20 protein-coding genes are annotated in these 22,586 nt (G+C 63.2%); 16 read left to right on the top strand and 4 right to left on the bottom strand.

Annotated elements, in window-relative coordinates; all coding sequences use genetic code 11:
• Positions 1-186 precede the first annotated feature (186 nt).
• Entirely contained in the window at positions 187-1,263 is a 1,077-nt protein-coding gene (locus RCO24_RS05670) for an OpgC domain-containing protein (protein WP_308960527.1), read from the top strand.
• Positions 1,230-2,108, top strand: a complete 879-nt coding sequence (locus tag RCO24_RS05665) for an SGNH/GDSL hydrolase family protein (RefSeq protein ID WP_308960525.1) — start codon at positions 1,230-1,232, stop codon at positions 2,106-2,108. The genes RCO24_RS05670 and RCO24_RS05665 overlap by 34 nt, the downstream gene beginning before the upstream one ends.
• Positions 2,109-2,452: 344 nt before the next feature.
• Here the strand turns inward: RCO24_RS05665 and RCO24_RS05660 are convergent, their stop codons facing one another.
• Positions 2,453-2,668 carry a hypothetical protein gene (locus RCO24_RS05660; RefSeq protein WP_308960523.1) on the bottom strand — a complete coding sequence of 72 codons (216 nt, stop codon included), beginning with the start codon at positions 2,666-2,668 and terminating at the stop codon, positions 2,453-2,455.
• 207 nt (positions 2,669-2,875) lie between these two features.
• Between RCO24_RS05660 and RCO24_RS05655 the strand changes: the two genes are divergently transcribed.
• From RCO24_RS05655 to RCO24_RS05635, 5 genes are all read left to right on the top strand, one after another.
• On the top strand, positions 2,876-4,474 hold the full coding sequence (locus RCO24_RS05655; RefSeq protein WP_308960522.1) for an ATP-binding protein: 1,599 nt from the start codon (positions 2,876-2,878) through the stop codon (positions 4,472-4,474).
• Positions 4,449-5,048: a response regulator gene (locus tag RCO24_RS05650; RefSeq protein ID WP_308960520.1), complete on the top strand. Its 600-nt coding sequence runs from the start codon at positions 4,449-4,451 to the stop codon at positions 5,046-5,048. Before RCO24_RS05655 ends, RCO24_RS05650 begins: the two co-directional genes overlap by 26 nt.
• A 203-nt stretch (positions 5,049-5,251) precedes the next feature.
• Positions 5,252-5,590, top strand: a complete 339-nt coding sequence (locus RCO24_RS05645) for a hypothetical protein (protein ID WP_308960519.1) — start codon at positions 5,252-5,254, stop codon at positions 5,588-5,590.
• A 282-nt stretch (positions 5,591-5,872) separates the two neighbouring features.
• Positions 5,873-7,717 carry a type I secretion system permease/ATPase gene (locus RCO24_RS05640; protein ID WP_374990912.1) on the top strand — a complete coding sequence of 615 codons (1,845 nt, stop codon included), beginning with the start codon at positions 5,873-5,875 and terminating at the stop codon, positions 7,715-7,717.
• 11 nt (positions 7,718-7,728) lie between these two features.
• Positions 7,729-9,093: an HlyD family type I secretion periplasmic adaptor subunit gene (locus tag RCO24_RS05635; RefSeq protein ID WP_308960516.1), complete on the top strand. Its 1,365-nt coding sequence runs from the start codon at positions 7,729-7,731 to the stop codon at positions 9,091-9,093.
• 33 nt (positions 9,094-9,126) lie between these two features.
• Here RCO24_RS05635 and RCO24_RS05630 read toward each other — a convergent pair whose 3' ends face one another.
• A complete protein-coding gene (locus RCO24_RS05630) occupies positions 9,127-10,566 on the bottom strand; it encodes an FAD-binding oxidoreductase (RefSeq protein WP_308960514.1) in 1,440 nt (479 codons plus the stop codon).
• Positions 10,567-10,632: 66 nt separating this feature from the next.
• Between RCO24_RS05630 and RCO24_RS05625 the strand changes: the two genes are divergently transcribed.
• Positions 10,633-11,037 (top strand): hypothetical protein, encoded by a 405-nt coding sequence (locus RCO24_RS05625; protein WP_308960512.1) that lies wholly within the window; start codon positions 10,633-10,635, stop codon positions 11,035-11,037.
• Positions 11,038-11,057: 20 nt separating this feature from the next.
• Here the strand turns inward: RCO24_RS05625 and RCO24_RS05620 are convergent, their stop codons facing one another.
• Positions 11,058-12,020, bottom strand: coding sequence for an L-threonylcarbamoyladenylate synthase (locus tag RCO24_RS05620; RefSeq protein ID WP_308960511.1), 963 nt, complete (start codon positions 12,018-12,020; stop codon positions 11,058-11,060).
• A gap of 104 nt (positions 12,021-12,124) precedes the next feature.
• Between RCO24_RS05620 and RCO24_RS05615 the strand changes: the two genes are divergently transcribed.
• From RCO24_RS05615 to RCO24_RS05580, 8 genes are all read left to right on the top strand, one after another.
• Positions 12,125-13,900 carry an acyl-CoA dehydrogenase gene (locus RCO24_RS05615; protein WP_308960509.1) on the top strand — a complete coding sequence of 592 codons (1,776 nt, stop codon included), beginning with the start codon at positions 12,125-12,127 and terminating at the stop codon, positions 13,898-13,900.
• A gap of 128 nt (positions 13,901-14,028) precedes the next feature.
• Positions 14,029-15,516, top strand: coding sequence for a hypothetical protein (locus RCO24_RS05610; protein ID WP_308960508.1), 1,488 nt, complete (start codon positions 14,029-14,031; stop codon positions 15,514-15,516).
• Positions 15,517-15,912: 396 nt separating this feature from the next.
• Positions 15,913-16,863: a histone deacetylase family protein gene (locus tag RCO24_RS05605; protein ID WP_308960506.1), complete on the top strand. Its 951-nt coding sequence runs from the start codon at positions 15,913-15,915 to the stop codon at positions 16,861-16,863.
• A gap of 89 nt (positions 16,864-16,952) precedes the next feature.
• The gene (locus tag RCO24_RS05600) at positions 16,953-17,213 is read left to right on the top strand and encodes an exodeoxyribonuclease VII small subunit (protein WP_308960504.1); all 261 of its coding nucleotides are present in this window, start codon (positions 16,953-16,955) and stop codon (positions 17,211-17,213) included.
• Between the two features lie 101 nt (positions 17,214-17,314).
• Complete coding sequence (locus RCO24_RS05595; protein WP_308960502.1) at positions 17,315-18,244, top strand: hypothetical protein; 930 nt, start codon at positions 17,315-17,317, stop codon at positions 18,242-18,244.
• A 230-nt stretch (positions 18,245-18,474) separates the two neighbouring features.
• A complete protein-coding gene (gene dxs / locus RCO24_RS05590) occupies positions 18,475-20,379 on the top strand; it encodes a 1-deoxy-D-xylulose-5-phosphate synthase (RefSeq protein WP_308960501.1) in 1,905 nt (634 codons plus the stop codon).
• A 26-nt stretch (positions 20,380-20,405) separates the two neighbouring features.
• Entirely contained in the window at positions 20,406-20,879 is a 474-nt protein-coding gene (locus tag RCO24_RS05585) for a hypothetical protein (RefSeq protein WP_308960500.1), read from the top strand.
• A gap of 10 nt (positions 20,880-20,889) precedes the next feature.
• Positions 20,890-21,891 (top strand): hypothetical protein, encoded by a 1,002-nt coding sequence (locus tag RCO24_RS05580; RefSeq protein WP_308960498.1) that lies wholly within the window; start codon positions 20,890-20,892, stop codon positions 21,889-21,891.
• Between the two features lie 79 nt (positions 21,892-21,970).
• Here the strand turns inward: RCO24_RS05580 and RCO24_RS05575 are convergent, their stop codons facing one another.
• Positions 21,971-22,573 carry a helix-turn-helix domain-containing protein gene (locus RCO24_RS05575; protein WP_308960496.1) on the bottom strand — a complete coding sequence of 201 codons (603 nt, stop codon included), beginning with the start codon at positions 22,571-22,573 and terminating at the stop codon, positions 21,971-21,973.
• Positions 22,574-22,586 lie beyond the last annotated feature (13 nt).

Below are 22,586 nucleotides of genomic sequence, written 5' to 3'. Positions count from 1 at the left end.
GATGGGGACGATTGCGGCGACCTCAAGGTTGCAGTGCAAAAAAGCGCGCCATGTCGGCGGCCGAATTTGACGCGGTCCGAACTGGCAAAAACCGCTGTTCGTGCCGCTTGTATCGGGCTTCCAGGTGCGCTTTAAGGCTCATGCCCGCCCGACGTTAAAAAATACCGACGTATACGAGAACGCGCGATGCGACCCCCCAATGCGATCGATTTTTGGCGTGGCATCGCGCTGGTGATGATCTTCATCAATCACATCCCGGGTATGGATTATTCGATCCTGACCCTGCGCAACTACGCCATCTCGGATGCGGCTGAGCTGTTCGTGTTCCTCGCCGGCTGCTCGCTCGCTTTGGTCGCGAACGGAAAGGCGGCATCGCGGCCGGTCGGCCAGCTTGTCATGCGGCTCGTTATGCGTGCCTTTGAAATCTGGCAGGCGCAGATCGTGACAATCTCGGTCGCCGTCGCGATCCTCGCCGCCGGCGCCATCGCCCTCGACGATCCGCTGCTTCTCGAGTGGCACAACGCGGGTCCCGCATTTTTCGACACGGTCCGGTCCTCGGTGGGCATGGTCCTGCTCACCTATCAGATCGGCTACTTCAACATTTTGCCGTTGTATGTGGTGCTGCTTCTGCTCGCGATCGTTTTTATTCTAATGGCGAGGTGGTCGTTGATCGCGGCGCTGGCGGCCTCCACCGCGCTTTACGTCGTAACGCTCGCGTTCGAGATCGAGCTGCCGAGCTGGCCGTCCGAGGGCGCGTGGTTCTTTAATCCGTTATCTTGGCAGCTGCTGATCGTTCTCGGGTTCGTAACGACAGCCTCGAAAGGTAAATATCCGGCGTGGCGGGAAACGGTGGAGCGCCTGTGGCCGCTTGCGGTGGCGCTTGTGCTGGTAGGCCTCGTCATCGTTTGGGTCGACTATCGTCCCGATCCCATGCTCGTGCCCGAGCCGCGATACTTCTTTCTCTTTGACAAGAAGTATCTGTCGCCTGCCCGCATATTGAGCATGATTGCGATCGCGATTGCATTTTATCCGGCATTTCCTGTACTTCTACGGTATGCGGGACCCGTCGTTCGCTACTGCAGCAGCCTTGGCCGCAACTCGCTCGCGGTGTTTTGTGTGGCCTCGCTGCTCGCACTGGCAGGCCAGATGGCGCGGTACGTCGGCGAGCCGACATTCCTTCTTGATACACTCATTGTAGCGTTGGGGCTGGTTTTGTTGAGGATCACAGCGTGGCTAGCCGAATCTCAATCTTCAGCGCCGTAGTTGCCGGGCTGCTTGCCGTCGGCCCGCAAGCCGGCGCAACCGACGATTTGAACGCGCCGTCTGCGGGTGCGGTTCCACTCGCAACGCCAGCGCCGTTGGCCGCGCCAAAAGCGCCCGCGCGCCGTCCTTTCGTGCGCGCAGGAAACACCACCTATTCCACCGAGTGCAAAGTGAAGAGCCCCGCCTACGAGGGTCGCGCCGCGCTTCGCTCCGTGCGCCGTGCCGTTCTCGAAAAGCGCCCCGTCCGGGTCATCGCGCTGGGTTCGTCCTCGACTGTCGGTATCGGCGCATCGTCGCCGCTCGCAAGCTATCCCGTGCGCCTCGAAAATGATCTCGAAGGCGTTATCGAAGGTCTGCAGGTCGAGATGTTCCCGCGCGGTCAGTCAGGAGAGGTGGCGGAGGGCGCGGCCGAACGCCTGAAGGCGGAGGTCGCCGAGATCAAGCCGGATCTCATTGTCTGGCAGGTCGGCACCAACGACGCCGTGGCGCGCATCGACGCGGATGATTTCGGCGATCAGTTGCGCGATACGCTCTCCTGGCTCGCGTCTCACAAGATCGATGTCGTGCTGATCGACCCCCAGTACGTCGAGCGGCTGTCGAAAGACGAGCGCTACACCAGCATCGTCAACGAGATTGCGACGGTGGCGAGCGAAATGCGCGTGCTGCTGGTCAATCGCTACGATGCGATGGCCGATCTCGCGCGTCAGCACCCGGGCTCATCGTACCTGTCTAACGACCGGTTTCATTTGAACGATCTCGGATATCGTTGCATGGCCGAATACGCGACGAGAGCAATTGTCGCCGGCGTCCTTCAAGCCGATATCGAAAACGGCGCGATGCACTGACCATGATCGCTTCGGACCTTATCAGTCCGAAGCGTAAATCATCGGTCTCATCAAAAGGCGAGAGCGTGATTGCGATTCAAAGAAGAGCAATCATGCTCTAGCGAGCCCCGGGCCTGCTAAATCGGCCCGCACACCGTGCTTGTCGTTGTCTGGTGCACAGGGAACGGCACCGGAAATCGCCATCCCTCCCCAAAACTGAAAGAGGCCCTTTGTGGGCCTCTCATCTCTTAAATTCGTGATCGTTTAAGTGGTGAACCATAGGGCCACGATGACGATGGCCGAAGTGACGAGAAAGAGATCGAACAACTTGAGTCCGGTCGGAATACTCACCTTGGTCTCCATGATCAATCGGCGCGATACAGCTCTGTGCCCTCGTTCGCGTTAGCAGCACTTTCCGCGAAGATCAGATCCGGGTCGGCCTTGTTACGCAAAGCGGGCACTGCGAGAGGGCCCACATCGTCGGGATCCGCAAGCGCGAACACGCGGATCTGTGCAAATCCCTGCGAGTAAGCGATTGGTAGCCGATATTCAGAGACGGCCTTCGTGGTGGCGTCAGTCATCGGATCCTCCGTCGCAGTCAGGGTTAAGGAAAATTATCGTTCGGACAACGTGAAACTGCGGCGTTTGTTCCGTTCGGACAATTGGCATCAGTACGTAGAAGCGCGCCCTAAGTGATATTACGTATCGCTCCCTATCGCCGAACCGGGTGAAGGTGCGCTTTTCCCGCGCTCGGGGCCCTCGCAAAGCAGGAATTGGCCAACATCACCATGACCGACGCCCGCCAATATCGCCGGTTGCTGATCGGGTGTGCCTTTCTGCTCGCCTACGTTGCGCTCGATTATGTGAGCTATGTGAAGCCCTATCGCGGTCTTGGCATCACGCCCTGGAACCCGCCCCCGGGGCTCAGCATCGCCATTATTTTCCTCGGCGGTTGGTTCTACGCGCCGTTCGTACTGCTCGCGCCCGCGCTCGCAGACCTCGTGGTGAGAGGCGCCGCGCTCGGTCTCTGGCTCGAGTTGATATTGTCGTTCGGCGTGGGAAGCACCTATCTCGCCGGCGGGCTGGCGCTGCAACGCATCGGGAGTTTCGATCCGCGTTTTCGCTTCGTCCGCGACGCACTGACTTTGATCGCGGTCGCGGCGTCCTCCGCATTGGCGGCGGCAGCGGTCTACGTCGTCATCCTGCGCGGATCCGGAACGATTTTCCAGAATGAAGTCGTCGCCGTGGCCTGGCGCGCCGCAGTGGGCGATGTGATCGGCATCCTCGTGATTGCGCCGCTGGTGTTTCTGTCCACCAGCTATCGCCCCTGGCCTGTAATCGGGCCGTTGGCCTTTTTGCAGCTCTTCGCGCTTATTGCTGCGATCGCGATCGTGTTCGGATATCAGGAAGCAACGGCATTCCAATTATTCTATCTGCTGTTTCTTCCGCTGCTTTGGATTGCATTGAGCTATGGCCCGCCTGGATCTGCGGTGGCGCTGCTTCTTATTCAGATCGGGTTGATCATCGGCGCGGAAATTCGCTTCGGCCCGGATCCGGGGCTGGGCGCGCTGCAAGTCCTGATGATCGCGCTTGCCATCACCGGGCTCATCGTGGGAACCATCGTCGCGGAACGAGAGGATTCGGCCGCACGTCTGCGCGATCAGCAAGCTGCCATCAGTAGGGCGCTGCGCATCCGCTCCGCCGGAGAGGTCGCAGCGACCATCGCCCACGAGATCAATCAGCCGCTGACCGCGCTCAACACCTATGCTGGGATCGCCAAGAAGGCGATGGAGGAAGGAAATATCGACCTCGCCTCGCGTGCAGTCGAGAAGGTGAAGTCGGAAACCGAACGTGCCAACGAGGTGTTGAAGGGAATTCGTGAGCTTCTGCGCCAAGGCACGATCACCAAACGCAGTGTGGATCTTAGGGCCAAGCTCGAGGAGCTCGAGCAACTGCTCGGCGAGGATCTTGCGAAGAAGGGGATCCGTTTCGCGATCTACGTCGAGCCGGATTTTCCGATCATCAAGGCGGATGGCGTTCAGTTGCAGCAAGCGATACACAACTTGATCGTCAACGGCGCCGAGGCCATTCTGGGACTCGGACGCGGCGGTGTGATTTTAACGGCCGTCACGTTGTCCGATCATGATGTTTTGATCGAGGTGCGCGACAACGGACCTGGCTTTCCGACAGGTTACGATGTCAACGAGCCTGCACCTTTTACGACAACCAAGCCAGAAGGCTCGGGTCTCGGCCTCGCCGTTGCTCGATCCATTGCCGAGGCGCACGGGGGAAGCCTCGCCATCTCATCTTCGTCGCGCGGTGCGCGTGTCGTCATGAGATTGCCGATCGAAAGGGAGGCCGATGAGCAAAACCGTAACCATCATTGACGACGAGGCCTCGGTCCGGGACGCCGTCGCCATGCTGCTCGAGTCGCACGGGATGACCGTGAATTGCTTCGAGGGGGCGAGTGCGTTCCTGGAGGCCCCGTTTGCGGAGGGCTGCATTGTTTCAGACGTCCGGATGCCCGGCATCTCGGGTCTCGATCTTTTGCGTACGCTGCAGAACGCTGGTGATCCGCGCCCGCTGCTGCTGATGACGGGCCACGGCGATGTCGAGCTGGCTGTGCAAGCCATCAAGCTCGGCGCGTTCGATTTCGTGGAAAAGCCGTTCAGCAATGAGCGGCTCATATCGAGCGTCGAGCAGGCGCTCGTCGCCTCCGAGAGCTCGCTCAAGGTACGCCTTGAGCTCGAGGATCTGAAGAGCCGCCATCAATCGTTGTCGGAGCGCCAGCGTGACACGATGCAGCTCTTGATCCGCGGCCTTTCGAACAAGGAAATCGGCCAGCAGTTGGGGATCAGCCCGCGCACGGTCGAAATTCATCGCACATGGGTGATGACCAAGATGTCCGCCCGATCGATTGCCGATCTCGTGCGCATGGGGATGGCTCTCGGGGTTGAATGACCTGCCTGCAATAAGCTGTTCAAACCCATTTTTCGGCGTCACACGCTCGGCTTCGGGGATTCCCCGAAGCCGATACTACTGACGTAGCGCGTCGTGTTGCACTGTGTTGTGTTTGCTTCGGCTGTGGGTTTTTCAGTTTTCTGCCATCGAGCACACAGATTGAATCTGTCAAAATGCAGGGATTGCTCACAAGGAGGCTTTCGATGTCGACTGGCGCGTCTTTCCGTCTGACTTTGGCAGCGATGATATTCGCAGCAGGACTCGCACCCGCTACAGCCGATCAGACTGGCTTCGCATCCATGCACAATCAGGCCCGCGTCGGTAACAAGATGTGCTTCACCGATCATTACCACTACGGCAGTGGCAGCGGCAGCACCAAGGCGGCTGCCGAAAAAGACGCGATCGGCTCGTGGGCGAGCTTCACGGATTTCGAGTACGGCAGCGACTGGGCTCGTTACAGCAAAGCTGTTCGAAAGAAAATGAGCTGCAGCCAGTCTGGCTCTGGCTATAGCTGCCAGGTGGAAGCACTGCCCTGCCGCTAGACTATGACGATCGCTTCGGACCCTACCAGTCCGAAGCGTGAATCATCGGTCTCCTCAAACACCTTGAGCGTGATTGCGATTCAAAGAAAAGCAATCATGCTCTAACGCCTTTGGCGTCGTTCGAGGCTGGGCGCGACCCGACGCCCGCGCCAGCCTGTCGACGACGGGCGGCCGAAGCTTTTTAACACATCCTTAATATTAAGCCTGTGCCTCAGCCCTGCGTTCCGCGCCATGGCATGTCGTGGCGTGAGACCTGCAAATGCACCCGTATCGCGCACCAAAATGGGGCTAGCGCGATACGTCCGCAGTGGTCTCGAGGAACGTCTCGTGTCGAATACCAGCGTAAAATCGGCAATCGGAAAGTCGCGTTATGCCTTTCTGGGTGTAGGCCTCTTCTCCGGCGTCATTAACATTCTCGTTTTGACCGGCTCCATTTACATGCTGCAGGTCTACGATCGGGTGTTGCCGTCCCGAAGCGTGCCAACGCTGATCGGCATCACGATCCTCCTCGTGGTGCTTTACGCTGCCTTCGGTGCACTCGATTTCGCGCGCATCCGCACGCTGAGCCGCATCGGTCTCGGTATCGACCGCCAGCTTCGCGCCCGTGTCATGGAAGCGGTCCTGACTGTGCCAATTCGGGCCAGGCAGGGCATCGACGCGCTCCAGCCGGTCCGCGATCTCGATCAAATTCGGTCGTTCCTGTCCGGCCTCGGGCCGACGGCATTCTTCGACATGCCGTGGATGCCGGTCTACATCGGCCTGATCTATTTTCTTCATCCCGTGCTCGGCCTCTTCGCCATTGCATCGGCGATTTTGCTCGTGTCCCTGACGCTTTTGACCGAGCTCAAGACCCGCAAGCCCTCGAAGCAGGCGACCAAGAGCAGCTCCGAGCGCTATGCCTTCAGTGAAGCCGCCCGCCGCAACGCGGAGGTCATCCAGGCGATGGGCCTCGGCAACCGCGTCGTCGGACGTTGGGAAAAGCTCAACGAGCGCTATCTCGGCGATCAGCTCGCAATGAGCGACGCCGCGAGCGGCATCGGCGCCATGTCGAAGGTGCTGCGTATGTTGCTGCAATCCGGAATTCTCGGCCTTGGCGCGTATCTCGCTATCAAGGGCGAGCTGTCGGCGGGATCGCTTATTGCCGGCTCGATCATCCTCTCGCGTGCGCTCGCACCCATCGAGGTCGCCATCGCCAACTGGAAGGGCTTCGTCGGCATGCGCCAGGGCGTCCAGCGCCTCGATGCGATGCTGAATAGCCTGCCTACCAAGGAGATCGAGATCGCACTGCCGCGTCCCAATCGCGTGCTCGAGGTGAAGGATCTCTCGGTCTCGCCTCCGGGTGAGACGCAGCCGACGATCGCCAGCGTTTCGTTCAAGCTGGAGGCGGGCGACGGCCTCGGCATCATCGGCCCCAGTGCGGCCGGAAAGTCGACGCTGATCCGCGCCCTCGTCGGCGCCTGGCAACCACTGCCGCGCGGCGGCAGCGTGCGCCTCGATGGCGCAACGCTTGACCAATGGACGCCCGAAGCGCTCGGCCGCGATATCGGCTACCTGCCACAGGACATCGAACTCTTCGACGGAACCATTGCCGAGAACATTGCGCGCCTCGATCCGAACGCGCCGAGCGACGCCATCATCGCGGCCGCGAAGTACGCCGGCATTCACGAAATGATCGTCGGTCTGCCGGACGGCTATCAGACCCGCATCGGCGACGGGGGCACCAAGCTTTCGGCAGGTCAGCGCCAGCGTGTCGGATTGGCGCGCGCGCTCTACGGTGAGCCGTTCTTGGTCGTGCTCGACGAGCCGAACTCGAACCTGGATTCCCAGGGCGATCTCGCGCTGACGTCGGCCATTCGCTCCGTGCGGGATCGGGGTGGCATCGTCATCGTCGTCGCCCATCGTCCGTCGGCGCTTGCCGGCCTGGACAAGGTGCTGGCGCTTGCCAAGGGACAGGTCCAGGCCTTCGGCCCGCGCGACGAGGTTTTGAAATCCGTGCTGCAGGCCGTGCCGTCTTCCCCGCCCGCCGCAGCGCCCGCACCTGTTGGAATCAATATCGCAGCCGCTCTCGCCCGCGCCCTTCCGCCGGGTCTCAAGATCGCAGCCGAACCTGCAGCAGCAGCCGGCTGAGGAGAAAAACGATGCAAAAGAACCTTGATGCACCGAAGTCGGCGAAATCGGCCGAGACGCCGTCCCCGTTCCACGAGGTGCGCACCTATATCGTTTTCGGGATTGCGGTCATCGCCACCCTGCTCGGCGGACTCGGCGTCTGGGCTGCCACGGCTGATCTCGCGGGCGCCATTCTCGCGAGCGGCAGTGTCGTCGTCGACAGCAGCGTCAAGAAGGTCCAGCATCCGACGGGTGGCGTCATCGGCGCGATCAACGTCACCGAAGGCCAGCACGTGGAAGCGGGCGATCTGTTGATCCGCCTCGACGAAACCGTTACGCGCGCCAACCTGCAGATGGTAGTGAAACTTCTGGACGAGATTTCCGTGCGCCAGGCCCGCCTCAAGGCGGAGCAGGACGACCGCGCCGAGATCACCTATCCGAAGGACATTCTCGCGCGCCAAAGCGAGACGGTGCTTGCCGAGATCATGGCGAGCGAAACCGCGCTGTTCAAAAGCCGCCGCGAAGCCCGCGAAGGCCTGAGATCGCAGCTGCGCGAGCGCATCGCCCAGCTTCGCGAAGAGATCGAAGGTCTCACCGCCCAGCAGAATTCGCGCCGCCAAGAGCATGACTTCGCCAACGCCGAGCTTGAAGGGTTGGAGCAGCTAGAAGGCAAGAACCTCGTCAGCACGCCACGCATTACGGCCGCACGCCGCAGCGTGGCCCAGCTTGATGGAGACATCGCGCAAGTGATGGCGACGACAGCACAGGCCAAAGGCAAGATCGCCGAAATCGAGCTGCAGATCCTGCAACTCGACCAGGACCTCAAGACCGAAGTCGGCAAGGAGCTGCGCGATCAGCAGGGCCGCCAGGCCGAGCTTTCGGAGCGACGCGTCGCCGCCGAGGATCAGTTGAAGCGCATAGAGCTGCGCGCGCCGCAAAGCGGCACCGTCCATCAGCTTGCGGTCCACACCGTGGGCGGCGTGATCTCGCCCTCCGAGCCGGTGATGCTCATCGTGCCGAATGCCGATCGCCTCGTGATCGATGCGAAGGTTGCGCCGCAGGACATCGACCAGGTGAGGGTCGGACAAATCGCACATGTGCGCTTCTCCGCCTTCAATCAGCGCACGACGCCGGACATGACGGCGACCGTCAGCCGTGTCTCTGCGGACCTGATGATGGATCATGCTCGCGCGGCAAACGGAGCTCCGTCCGAGGGCGTGCCGTATTATAGCGTGCGCCTCACACTGACTGCGGATGCACAAGAGAAGCTCGGCGATCTCAAGCTGATCCCCGGCATGCCGGCCGAGGTTCATATCGCCACCGGCGACCGTACCGCGCTCACTTATTTCTCGAAGCCTCTGACCGACCAGTTCGCCCGCGCCTTCCGCGAACGCTAGGAGTTCCGAACGAACGTGGTGAGGAGCCGTCCGCTACCTCACCACCCGCCCAGGATTCAAAATGCCCTTGGGGTCGAGCGCGCTCTTGATGCGCCGCATCAGCTCGATCTCGACCGGGCTCTTCACGCGTGCGAGTTCGTCGACCTTGAGCCGCCCGATTCCGTGTTCGGCCGAGATCGATCCACCGAGCGAAACCACGACATCGTGCACCGCGCGCGCCATCTCGTCCCATTTGGCCAGGAACGCGGCTTTGTCGAAGCCTTCGGGCTGCGAGATGTTGTAGTGCACGTTGCCATCGCCGAAATGCCCGAACGGCACCGGGTGGGCACCCGCGCACACACGTTCCACCACGTTCGCCGCCGCCACCAGAAACTCGGGGATGCGCGCAACCGGCACCGAGATATCGTGCTTGATCGAGCCGCCCTCGCCCTTCTGGGCCTCGGATGCGCTTTCGCGTAGCCGCCACAGATCGGCCGCCTGCTGCAGCGAGGACGCCACGACCGCATCGCTGACGAGGCCGGACGCCAGCGCATCGGCGAGGAAGCCATCGAGGATCTGAGTGGCGCGGCCCGCGCTCGCGCCCGAGATCTCCACAAGCACGTACCAAGGTGCCTGCGCTTCGAGCGGGCGCCGCGTTCCGGGAATGTGCCGCAGCACGAATTCGAGCAACGGTCCGCTCATGAACTCGAACGCAGTCAGCGCGGCACCAGCCTGCGCTTCGGCGCTCTGAAAGAAGGGCAGTAGCGCTTCGAGGTTCGGCAGCGCAACGAACGCCGTCGCGCGCTCGCCGGGTTCGGGAAAAAGCTTCAACGTCGCCGCCGTGATGATGCCGAGCGTGCCTTCCGATCCAACGAACAGGTCGCGCAGATCGTAGCCGGTGTTGTCTTTTTTGAGTGCGCGAAGCCCATCCCACACTGTGCCGTCCGCCAGCACCACTTCGAGGCCGAGCGTCAACGCCCGCGCCGTGCCGTAGGAGAGCACGGCCACGCCGCCTGCGTTCGTCGCCAGATTGCCGCCGATGGTGGCGCTGCCTTCGGATGCGAGACTGAGCGGGAACAGCCGACCGGCTGTACGCGTCGCCTCTTGGACCGCGTGCAGCGTAACGCCCGCTTCCACCGTGATCGTGGTTCCGGCCGGGTCAATCGCGCGGACCCGGTTCAGCCGTTTGAGCGAAAGCAGAATTTCCGTACCGCTCTCGTCCGGGATCTGTCCGCCGACGAGACCGGTATTGCCCCCCTGTGCAACGACCGCGATGCCTTCCGCGTTAGCCAACGCAAGAATGCGTGAGACTTCTTCGGTCGTTGCCGGCTTCAAGATCAGCGGCGTACGCCCCATATACAAGTCGCGCCATTCGACGAGATACGGAGCTTGCTCGTGAGCCTCCACGATCGCATTGTCGGCGCCGACGATCGCCGCGAAACGGGCGATCAGGTCTGGCGCGGGCGCCTTGAAGGTGGAACCGGAGGACGTCATGGGCGAGCTTTTGCAAGTGGGTCGAGGAGCCAGGCGATCCGCAAGTCCTTACCAGGGTTTCGCACCATGACGCAAAGATCCGGGTTTTTAACCGTACTGAGCCTGGCAAGCGCGACCGCTGCTGCCGCGTTCTGCCTCGTGGCCCTCGCGCTTCTTCTGGCGATGCCGGAGGCCGCGAGCGCGGCCGGCACGGATAGGAAGCCGATCATCAATGCGGTTCCGACACCGCGTACGATACCCCCTCCGCGCCTGCCGCCCACCCCGCGCGTGCTTCCCCGAAAAGTCGAGCCGACGGTTCCGAATGCGCGCTTTGGACCGGGGCCGGGCGTTATGCGTCCGAATATTTACGGCCCCAACTGCCGCTCCAACTGTGGATCGCGATGCCAGATGATCTCCTGCGCCGACCTCAATGTCTCGCAGTGTCTTTCCGAGCGTCAGCGCTGCCGCATGTCCTGCAGTTCCCGCTGCTGACGGAAGACGTACCGTCAGGGCTAAGGCCTCGGCGCAGCCGCGCGGCGCAGCCGGTCGTTGATTGCTTCGCCGAGCCCGTGCTCCGGGATCGGCATGACGGCGATCGTCCGGGCTCCCGTCGCGTCGAGTGCGCGTAGTGCTGCGAACAGGCCGGCAGCCGCCTCGACGAGATCGCCGGCTGGGCTGAGATTGATTGACGACCCCTCTGTCGCCGGAACCGGGCTTCCGAATGCCAACAGCGCTTCGCCAGGCCTAATGTCGCGCGCGTCGAGCCGCATCGCGGCATTCGGCGCGTAGTGGCTCGCGAGCTGCCCAGGCGAGGAGGGATGCACGTCGTCGCTTTCGGGGCCGGACGAGAGCGCCGTCCCTAGTACGGCCTCGATGGCCTCGCGCGGAACCGCGCCGGGGCGCAGGAGCGTCACGGTTGCGTCGCCGGTCGCGTCCACCACGGTGCTTTCGAGGCCATGCGCGGTCGCGCCGCCGTCGAGGATCATCGCCGGCCGCTCGCCGAGATCTTCGTGCACGTGGCGGGCGAGCGTTGGGCTGACGCGTCCGCTGCGGTTGGCCGAAGGCGCGGCGAGCGGGCGCTCGGCGGCGGCCAGCAGCGCGCGCGCGATCGGGTGCGCAGGAATGCGGATCGCGACGCTGTCGAGGCCCGCCGAAACCAGATCCGAAAGTCCGCTGTCCGGCCTGCGCGTGAGAACGAGCGTCAGCGGTCCCGGCCAGAACGCATGGGCCAGCTTACGGGCCCGCGCCGACAGCACTGCGAGCCGTTCCGCGCTGGCGAGATCCGGCACGTGTACGATCAGCGGATTGAAGCGCGGCCGTCCCTTGGTCTCGAAAATTCCTGCGACCGCCTGTCCGTTTGTGGCGTCCGCGCCGAGCCCGTAGACGGTTTCGGTCGGAAACGCGACGAGGGCCCCCGAGCGGAGCAGGCGCCCTGCCTCGTCGATTGCCGTTTGGTCTGCCGTCCGCACTGCCATTCTAGGGGAACCTGTTTGTCGTCCGTTGCACACGGAATGCTTCCGCCCGATGATTGCCGCGGATGGCGGAAGCCGATTCGCCGGGCGCCGGGAAAGGAAAATCCATGAGCTACGAGGCTCCAGTAGACGACATCCTGTTCGCGCTCAAGACGGCGGCCGATCTTTCGGGAGAGATGGATAAGGGCGCAGTCGGTGGGCTCGACGAGGAAACGCTGCGCGCGATCCTGGAGGAAGCCGGAAAATTCGCGGGCGAAGAGCTGGCGCCCCTGAACCCCGCCGGAGATCGCACCCCCTCGCGCTGGGTCGAAGGCCGCGTCGTGACGCCGCCTGGCTGGAAAGGGGCCTATACCGCCTTCCGCGACGCGGGCTGGAACGCGCTTCCCTGCCCGGAGGAGTTCGGCGGCCAGGCGCTGCCCGAGACCGTTGCCATGGCCGTGGCCGAGATGTGGAACGCCGCCAACCTCTCGTTCGGCCTCTGTCCCATGCTGACCCAGGGCGCGATCCACGCGCTCGAGGCTGGCGGTTCGAGCGAACTCAAGCAAAAATATCTGCCGAAGATGGTGAGTGGGGAGTGGACCGGCACGATGAACCTGACCGAGCCGCACGCCGGGTCGGATCTCTCCGTCATCACCTCCCGCGCCGAGCGCAATCCGGACGGCACCTATCGCATCTTTGGGACCAAGATCTTCATCACCTACGGCGATCACGACCTGACCGAAAACATCGTGCATCTCGTGCTCGCCCGCCTGCCCGATGCACCGGCCGGCACGCGCGGCATCTCGCTGTTTCTGGTGCCGAAGCGTCTGGTCAACGAGGACGGCACGCTCGGAGCCGAGAACGATGCGGTGTGCGCCGGATTGGAGCACAAGCTCGGCATCCACGGCAGCCCGACCGCGGTCATGAAGTTCGGCGAGAACGGCGGCGCCATCGGCTATCTCGTGGGCGAAGAGAACCGCGGCCTCAACACGATGTTCATCATGATGAACGCGGCGCGTCTCGCGGTCGGTATCCAGGGCGTGGCGATCGCCGAACGCGCGACCCAGCACGCCGCGAGCTACGCCAAGGAACGCCGCCAGGGCCGTTCTGCGTCGTCGAAGTCGTCCGACATGGTGCCCATCATCGAGCATCCCGACATCCGCCGTTCGCTGTTGACGATGAAGGCGCTGACCCGCGCCGCCCGTGCCATCTGCTATGCAACGGCCGCCGAAATCGACAGGTCGCACCACGCCGACACCGGCGCCGAACGCAAGGCGGCCTCCGATCGCGCCGCTCTGCTGACGCCCGTCGCCAAAGCCTTCTCGACCGACATCGGCTGCGAGGTTGCTTCACTCGGCGTCCAGATCCACGGCGGCATGGGATTCATCGAGGAGACGGGCGCCGCCCAGTTTTATCGCGATGCCCGCATTCTTCCGATCTACGAAGGCACCAACGGTATTCAGGCCATCGATCTCGTGACGCGCAAACTGCCGCTCGCCGGCGGGCAATTGATCAAGGATACGATCGCCGAATACGAAGCCACCGCGCGCGCACTGAAGGCCGTCAACCGGCTCGAAATCGGCCGCATGGGCCAGCGCATCGCGTCCACCGTGGTGGCCTTCGCGGAGGCGACGGCCTGGATGGCAGATGCCATCGAGCACAGCCCCAATCTCGCACTCGCGGGCGCAACCCCGTATCTCCGGCTGTTCGGTATCGCAGCCGGCGGGCACTACCTGGCCAAGGGCGCCTTGGCAGGCCTCGACATCGGCGGCCCGCACGCGATGGAGTCCGTTGCGCTCGCCCGCTTCTTCGCCGAAAACATTTCGGTCGCCGGCCCTGGCCTTGCCGCAGTGGTGACGTCTGGTGGCCCGTCGGTGCTCGAAGCGGCATCTGAAATGGTATGAGTGCTTCCGGAAAAGTGCAAAGCGGTTTTCCGATAAGAAGCACGACAAAGCAAAGATCCAGAGCCGTTTCGCGGTTCAACGAAAACCGGAACGGCGCTGGCCGGCCGAACGGCAAAGCGGAGGAGGGGATGCGGCTGATGCGCGTCGCGGCTGGTATGGCGATCGCCGCCGCTCTGGCCGTTGGATTGTCTGAGCCTTCCGGAGCCGGCTGGCTGTCGCGCATCACGCGCGAGGCGGCCGAGTCCGGGGGAGGAGCCGCCGTTAAATCCGGCAAGCTCGGCCTCGGCGCCTTGGACAACGCTGCCGCCCATGTCGCAACCCTGCCGAAGATGTCGACCGGCGCGGCTCTCGCGGCGCACGTCACTCCCGAGGGCCACTGGAAGTTCGTCAATCGCGAAGGCGCAGTTTTTACCGCCGCAACGCCGGACGAGCTGGCGCGCGTCGGAACCACGCTCGCACCCGAAGCGGCGGCAGGCGACAAACTCGCGCTCTACTTGAGCGAAGAGACGATCTTCGCGCGCCGCCCCCTGCTCAAAGATCTTCCGACCGACACGGATCTCCATGTCGTCGTCGGGAAGGATGCATACCGTCTGCGGCGCACAGGCGGCGCGGACGAACTGGTCGCCGAATTTCGCCCGAACATCGTCGTGAACTTGTCCGATCAGGCCCTGTTCGAAGAATCCATCTATCGCCTGAGCCGTCCCCTCAATCGCTCCAATATTCGCGTGCTTGCTTTCGAAACCGGCGGCCCCCGCCATCTGTCTTCAGCGCCGCGCTACGATCCCACGAGCAAGGCCGCGCTCGCGGACAGTATCGACCCGGCGTCGCTGCCCACCGCGCTGCAAAGCCTCAAGGGACAGACCGCACTCGTGTCCGGGCGCATCGAGGGCAACGTGCTCTATTTCCGCCCGTCTAGTGGGCCGGAGCAGGCGCTCGATATCGCAACACTCGTGCGCGCGGCCGAGGCGTCGGATGTCAATCTGGTGCTGCTGAAGTCGGCGGCTTCCCATCAGCCCGGCGCGCGCAACTGGTTCTGGCAGGAGGTTTCGGTCGCCGGCCTCGACGACGCCTTGAAGCGCGCCACGTTCGCCGATTTCCTGAGCGCGCTGGGCGCAGGTAACGAGCTTGCCATCAAGACGGCACTGAGTTCCGAGGGGCGCGTGGTGTTCTCGGCGGTGCCGGTTTCAGGCCCGACAGTTCCTTTCACCGATACGTTGGGCGAATGGATCGGCGAAGTTACGGGGAATGTGGCGGTCAAGGCGGCCGAGGTTTACGCCCGCGACGCGGCGCGTGAACGCGAGCTGGAAGCCCGCATCGTCCCTGGCATCCCCTCCGGCCTCCAGTATGCCTATCTGGGATCGCTTGTGGCTGGGCTGCTGGCCTGGCAGGTCTCGTTCGGATGGTGGTCCCGCATCTGGCCGCCCGAGCAGCGCCAGGAATATGCGAGCCGGGTCGGCTATATCGCGGCGCGGTTAGCGCGCTTTTTGGCTGCTCTCCTATTGTTCCTGCCGCTTGTCGGCATTCCCGCCTTGATGTGGCTCGCCTTGCTGCAGTTCTGGAACCTGCTGACCGCGCCGTTCCGTGGCCTCCGCTGGCTGCGCGAGCGCTTCAGCTAGCCCCGGCGTTTGTGGCCGGACGGTTCGGTTACCTTGATACTGCTGGCCAGCTGGACCATGATCGTTTCGGACCTTATCAGTCCGAAGCGTGAATCATCGGTCTCACTAAAGACCACCATGATCGCTTCGGACCCACGCGCTCCGATCGTCGCGGCCCCCATCGGACGCGGCGTGAATCGGTAGCGCTGAAAATGTCCGAAGCGTGAATCATCGGTCTCATCAAGAGACTAGGGCGTGATTGCGGTTCAAAGAAAAGCAATCGCGCGCTAGCGTGGCTCGGCTATCATGACATCAATCAAAGACTCCACCGCGTGCCGGAGGCCAAGCTGGCCCTTCGAAGCAAGCGGGATCTAAGCTCCAGGGAAACGCCCAAGAAAAGGCTAGGCTTAATTCGATATGGCTACACTGCTGCTGACCCATCCGGCCTTCGTCGAGCATGACACGGGGCCGGGCCATCCGGAGCAGCCGGATCGCATGCGCGCCATCGACAAGGTGCTGGCGCACGAGAGCTACAACGCGTTGATGCGCACCGAAGCGCCGCTCCGCCTCGATGTCGAGGAAGCGATCCTGCGCGTCCATCCGTCCGATCATCTGGTCCGCATCAAGGGCACGTCGGAGATCGTCAAGAAGCGCGAGGCATCCTTGCACCTCGACGGCGATACAGTGATGTCGCGCGGTACCCTCGAGGCTGCGTTGCGTGCGGTGGGCGCTGGCCTTGAGGCCGTAGACGAGGTGATGACAGGCCGCGTCGCCAATGCGTTCTGTCAGGTGCGCCCGCCGGGCCATCATGCCGAGAGCGATCGCGCCATGGGCTTCTGCCTGTTCTCGAACGCGGCCATCGCCGCCACCTACGCCCGCGCTCGCCACGGTGCCGAGCGGGTCGCGGTCGTCGATTTCGACGTCCACCACGGCAACGGCACCCAGGATATCTTTTGGTCCGACAAGGACCTGTTCTACGGCTCGACGCATCAGATGCCGCTGTTCCCCGGCACCGGGGAGCTGTCAGAAACGGGTGTCGGAAACATCTGGAACGCGCCGCTGCGCGAGGGGGATGCCGGGGAGACGTTCCGCGAGGCGTTTACCTCCCGCATTCTTGGGCCGCTCCACAATTTCGGGCCGGATTTGATCGTCATCTCGGCCGGCTTCGACGCTCACAAGCGTGATCCCTTGGGCGGCCTGCGCCTGGTGGAGACGGACTTCATGTGGGCGACGGAAGCGCTGGGCAAAGCGGCGGAGCGGCACGCCCATGGCCGCATCGTTTCGATGCTGGAAGGCGGTTACGATCTTGAGGCGCTCGCCAAGTCGGTCGCCGTGCACGTCCGCACGCTTATGGACATAGGAAGCTAAGCACTTGAAGCAGAGCTGAAAATCTTTGCGTGCACCGGGGCGGCCGAGGCTCTAAATTCGGCGCCGAAGAATCAATGGGCCGACCCGGAATGAGCAAGTTGCCGAACAAGAACCACGCCGACATCAAGGAGCTGAGCTTCGAGCGCGCTCTGAAGGAACTCGAAACCATCGTCAGCCGCCTCGAGCGGGGCGATGTCGAGCTCGAGGAAAGCATCACCATCTACGAGCGCGGCGAAGCCTTGCGGGAGCATTGCGATCGCCTCTTGAAGCAGGCGGAAGCGCGCGTCGAGAAACTGACGGTCGGCTCGGACGGCGTCCCGCGCGGCACTGAACCCCTGGATCCGGAATAACTCTCCCGCTTATTTCGTCAGCTCACGGCTTTCCGTTTGCTTGTTCTTTTGTGTCAACATATTCTCCGACCGCAGATATTCTGACAGGCGGGGGATGGGCGATGACGCTGCGGAAGACGGCAATAGGTCTTGCCGCGTGTGCACTGGCCATTCTGGTGGCGATTCCTCCCCACAACGTTCAGGCTGGCGGCGCCGCGCCGGAGGCGGGTAACGCCCAGCTCGACCGAGAGAAATCCGCATTCGAAAGCGCGAAGGAGCTGGGTACCGCCGACGCCTGGAATGCCTTCCTGTCATCCTATCCGACAGGCTTTCATGCCGATCTGGCGCGCGCTTACCTGAAAAAGCTGGGCGATCAGCCGGCCGCGGAAGCGCCCGTTCTGGTTCCCTCGTCGGCAAGGGCCGGCGAACGGCCGTGCTCGGAACTCCCGCAATTGCGCTCGGAGCATTCCAGGGAGCCGACGAAAATAACCTTCGTCAACAAATCTGGAATGTACCGGTCCTTCATGTGGATCGATTTCGACGGGAAGCAGCAGAGCTACGGCGGTGTGAACTCCGGCGACCAGATGACATTCGATACGTTCCGCACCCATCCTTGGGTGATCGCGACCGGGCCCGGCGACTGCTTGCAGATCTTCATGCCGGCCGCAGAGCCGTCGACCGTCGAGCTCCTGCGCCTGGATGCCGACGACGCAAAGCCATCGCCTCAGAACATCACGAAACGGAGCGAGCCCGAGAAAAAGGCTGAAACGAAGAAGAAGACGCTCGTCTGCGCCAAGAACTACAAGCTGCAGAACGGCAAGTGCGTCTTGCTGCAGAACTGCGGAAAGAACGCCTATCGGAGCCCGGAAGGCGATTGTTATTGCAACAAGGGCTACCAGATGCAGAACGGCAAATGCGTCTGGCCGCATGACAAAAAAGGCTTCGAAATTGCGCCTTGGAAAAAAGGCGGCTGCAAAACCTGGCAGGCCCAGTGCAGCCAGGGCAATGGCGGCGCCTGCGTGAAGTATGAGGAAAACTGCCAAGTGAATTGATGGGCGGTTCTAGCGAACTGACGGGCGATTGAGGCCGTCGGAAGGGCTCCGCCTCTGTCAGGGCACGCCGCCCCGCTCCTTTCTGCCGCAGTTCCGGTCGGCCGGGGTCCGGATCGGCCCTTCATCTGCCGCCCGTTCGGCGCTATGGTGCCGGAAAACGCGAGGCTGGAGCGTCAAGGCTCCTGCCTGCATGGCGTAACGCCCTGATCGCTGAAGGAATTTGCCTGACCGTGAGCACGACACCGCTCCTCGACACCATCGCGACTCCGGAGGATCTCCGCAAACGTCCCGAGTCCGATCTCCGCCAGATTGCCGACGAATTGCGCCGCGAGACCATCGAGGCCGTCTCGGTGACGGGTGGTCATTTGGGCGCAGGCCTTGGCGTCGTCGAGCTGACGGTCGCGCTGCATTGGGTGTTCGACACGCCGAAGGATCGCCTGATCTGGGACGTCGGCCATCAGTCCTATCCGCACAAAATCCTGACCGGCCGGCGCGATCGCATTCGCACGCTGCGTCAGGGCGGCGGTCTTTCCGGATTCACCAAGCGCGACGAGAGCGAGTACGACCCGTTCGGCGCTGCCCACTCGTCGACGTCCATTTCCGCCGGCCTCGGCATGGCGGTTGCGCGCGATCTCAAGGGCGAGACCAACAACGTTATCTGCGTGATCGGCGATGGCGCCATGAGCGCCGGTATGGCCTACGAAGCCATCAACAATGCCGGCGCCCGCGACGAGCGCCTGATCGTCGTCCTGAACGACAACGACATGTCGATTGCTCCGCCGACCGGCGCATTCTCATCGTATCTCGCCCGTGTCACGTCGAGCGGCACTTACCTGCAGCTCCGCGATTTCGCCAAGCAGCTCGCCAAGCGCCTGCCCAAGAGCTGGGAGCGCCGTGCCGCCCGCATGGAGGAATACACGCGCCACCTCTGGCAGGGCGGCATGTGGTTCGAGGAGCTCGGCTTCTATTACGTCGGCCCCATCGACGGGCACGATCTCAATCATCTACTGCCCGTGCTCAAGAACGTGCGGGAGACCAAGCAGGGACCGATCCTCGTCCACGTCGTCACCAAGAAGGGCAAGGGCTACGGGCCCGCCGAAGCCTCCGACGACAAATATCACGGCGTCGCCAAGTTCAATGTGGTCACTGGCGCCCAGGTGAAGCCGAAGCAGAACGCGCCGACTTTTACGCGCGTGTTCGCCGACAGCCTCATCGCCGAAGCCAAGAAGGATAAGCGCGTCGTCGCCATCACCGCCGCGATGCCGGACGGCACCGGCCTCGATCTCTTCGGCAAGGATTTCCCGGACCGCACGTTCGACGTCGGCATCGCCGAGCAGCACGCCGTGACGTTCGCGGCCGGCCTTGCTGCCGAGGGCTTGAAGCCGTTCTGCGCGCTCTATTCCACGTTCCTGCAGCGCGCTTACGATCAGGTCGTACACGACGTCGCGATCCAGCGTCTGCCGGTGCGGTTCGCGATCGATCGCGCAGGCCTCGTTGGTGCGGATGGACCGACGCACGCCGGCTCGTTCGACCTCGCCTATCTCGGCTGCTTGCCTGATTTCGTGATCATGGCTGCCGCCGACGAAGCCGAGCTGACCCACATGGTTGCGACCGCCGCCGCCATCGACGATCGCCCGTCCGCCTTCCGCTTCCCGCGTGGCGAAGGGCTTGGCGTCGAGCGCCCGGCCGAAGGCGTGCCGCTCGAGATCGGCAAGGGCCGCATCCTGCGCGAGGGAACTGCCGTGGCCATTCTTTCGCTCGGCGCCCGCCTCGGCGAAGCGCTGAAGGCCGCCGACCAGCTCGCGGCAATGGGACTGTCCACCACCGTTGCCGATGCGCGCTTCATGAAGCCGCTCGATAAGGATCTGATCGCGCGCCTCGCCAAGGAGCATGAGGTGCTGGTGACGATCGAGGAGGGCTCCGTTGGCGGGTTCGGCAGCCACGTGCTGCAGCATCTGGCCGAGACCGGCCTTCTGGATGGCGGCCTCAAGGTCCGTCCGATGGTGCTGCCCGATGTCTTTATCGAGCACGACGCGCCGGGCCGTATGTATGAAAAAGCCGGCCTGGCTGCGCCGGACATCGTGCGGACGGCGCTTGCTGCGCTGGGTCGCGACGCACTTGCCAGCCGCGCCTGAGCCGAACCACCCAGAGGGAAGCAGAGATGAAATATGCGACGCGACTGTCCGTGATGGCCGCGCTGTGCCTGCTGGCGGTTGCGCGCCCGGCCCAGGCGACCGGAGCGTTCCTGTGCGGAATTAAAGACGACTCGCTCAAGTTCTCCGCCGAGAGCGCGTTCAGTCATGGCCTGGGCGAACGCTTCATGGACTTTGCGGCGTCCGGCACGGTGCTGCTGAAGGACGCTCCGAAAGATCTGGCGGAACTGAAGTTCGACGATGGCGCGCTAGTCCATCACTGGTTCGCCGGCGGCGATCTGAAGCTGCATCTCTACCGCGAGCGTGAAGGCGACGCAGCGCACGGCTACATCGAGCTGATCCTCGAGACCAAGCAGTCGCCGGACGACGAGACCGTCTTCCAGGGCACCTACAAGCTTCAAGTTTACGACACCACCAACACCAAGGACGGCGAAGGCCAGAAGTTCGAGGCGGAAGGCAAGGCCGCCTGCTCGGTCGGATAGGCATTGACGCATGAAGCTGCGCCGATCCGGCAAGGGACCCAACGGCCAATACGCGATGAGCGTATCCACGCCTGGGGTATCGGAAAGCCCGCAAACAATCGGCCAGTGGATCGGTGTCATCGTCGTGCTGGCGCTGTTCGCGATGACGGGCCTCATGGGCAGCCTGACAGTCGTCGCCGGCGTTCGTCATCTTCTGTCCGACGAGCAGTTGCTCCCCGTCCCCGTGGCGTTGCTGTTGATCGCCGTTGGCCTGCTCCTTTCGGCGATCGGCATCGGCTACTTCTACTTCCGCTACGTCAAGAAGCCGCTTTGGGATGCCCAAAGGGCTCGGCTCGAAGCGCGCTATCCCGGCCAGCCGTGGATGATGCGCAAGGACTGGGCGGCCCGCCGTATCGTTCACTCCAATATCGGCGTGATGGCTTTGCTGTGGGTCTGGAACCTCGGATGGTGGGGCGCGCTCGCCTTCATCGGCACCGTCAATCGCGACAAGATCCTCGCCGCGCTCGACAGCTCGTGGTGGGGCTATGTGCCGGGCGCTCTCTTTGTCCTGTGCGGGCTCGTCGCGCTGCGATTGGCGGTTGCCGCAACGTGGGCGCATTTCCGCTTCGGCAAAACAACGCTGCGCCTCGATACGCTCCCCGCCTACGCCGGAGACAAGCTCCGCGGGACCATCGAAGCCCGCCTTCAGAGCAGGCCGGACGCGCCGCTCAAGGCGGCTTTGGTATGTGAGGAGCTGGAGTGGATTAGTTATCGGCGTAACGGCAAGACGACGTCGCGGCTCGACGTGACGCAGCGGGCGCGCGTCGAGCGCGAAATCCTGGTCTCTCTTGTGTTCGTATCTCGCGAAAAAGCGCGCATTCCGGTCGAGATCGATGTGCCGGCTGACAGCCTCGAATTTGATATCGACAGTGAAGGCAACGGCATCCGCTGGACGTTGCACGTCGAGGCGCCGGACGCCAAGCCACCTTTCGCGTTCACGTTCGAGGTTCCCGTCTACCTCCGCCGGCCATGAGCGGGAGCCCCCGCTGGTTCGATGACGCCGCCTCGCACACGCGCGAAGCCGCACAAGCGGCCGGCTCCCGAGAGTAACGTCACGCGGGAAAGATCGCGTCGTCCATCGGCAGCGCGCGATATCCGCATGCAGCATCGTCCGGCGCGGGAACTCCGATCGCGTCGTTGTAAAGCGTTCCTTCGTGGAAGAAGTAGGTGATCGTCGTGCGGTAGAGCCCGATGTGCTCGTGCTCGGCCGATTTCAGAACGCTGCGCGTCGTCGTGACCAGGCTCTGGATCTCACCGTTGGCGATGGCCCGCTGCAGAATGCGGTCGTCGAGAATTTCTTCGAGCACGCCGCACGCGATCGGGGCCAGATCGCGACCGACCCAGTCGGCCATCGAAGGCCGTTTCGCGAGCGCCGGCCCGGAAAGCCGCTGCAACGTGAGCGCTTCCGAGCGCGTCAGCGCACGCGGGGCCGGACAGTGGGAGATCGAAGCGGAGAGCGAGCGCATCAGCGAACTCGAAGGCTCCCAGCCGAGATCGCGCAAGCGCTTCTGCTGGGTTATGCCGGGGCTGTCCTCGCCGCGTTCCCATCGCGAGACCGTACGTTGCGCGACGCCGAACAGATCCGCCATCCGGGCCTGGCTGAGGCCGTGCCGGATGCGATATCGCCTTACGAGCTTTTTCCAGTCTTCGTCCATGCTCAGATCCGTT

The organism is Hyphomicrobium sp. LHD-15, assembly GCF_031157355.1.
Classification (GTDB): domain Bacteria; phylum Pseudomonadota; class Alphaproteobacteria; order Rhizobiales; family Hyphomicrobiaceae; genus Hyphomicrobium_C.
This window is presented reverse-complemented; position numbering and strand designations above follow the sequence as displayed.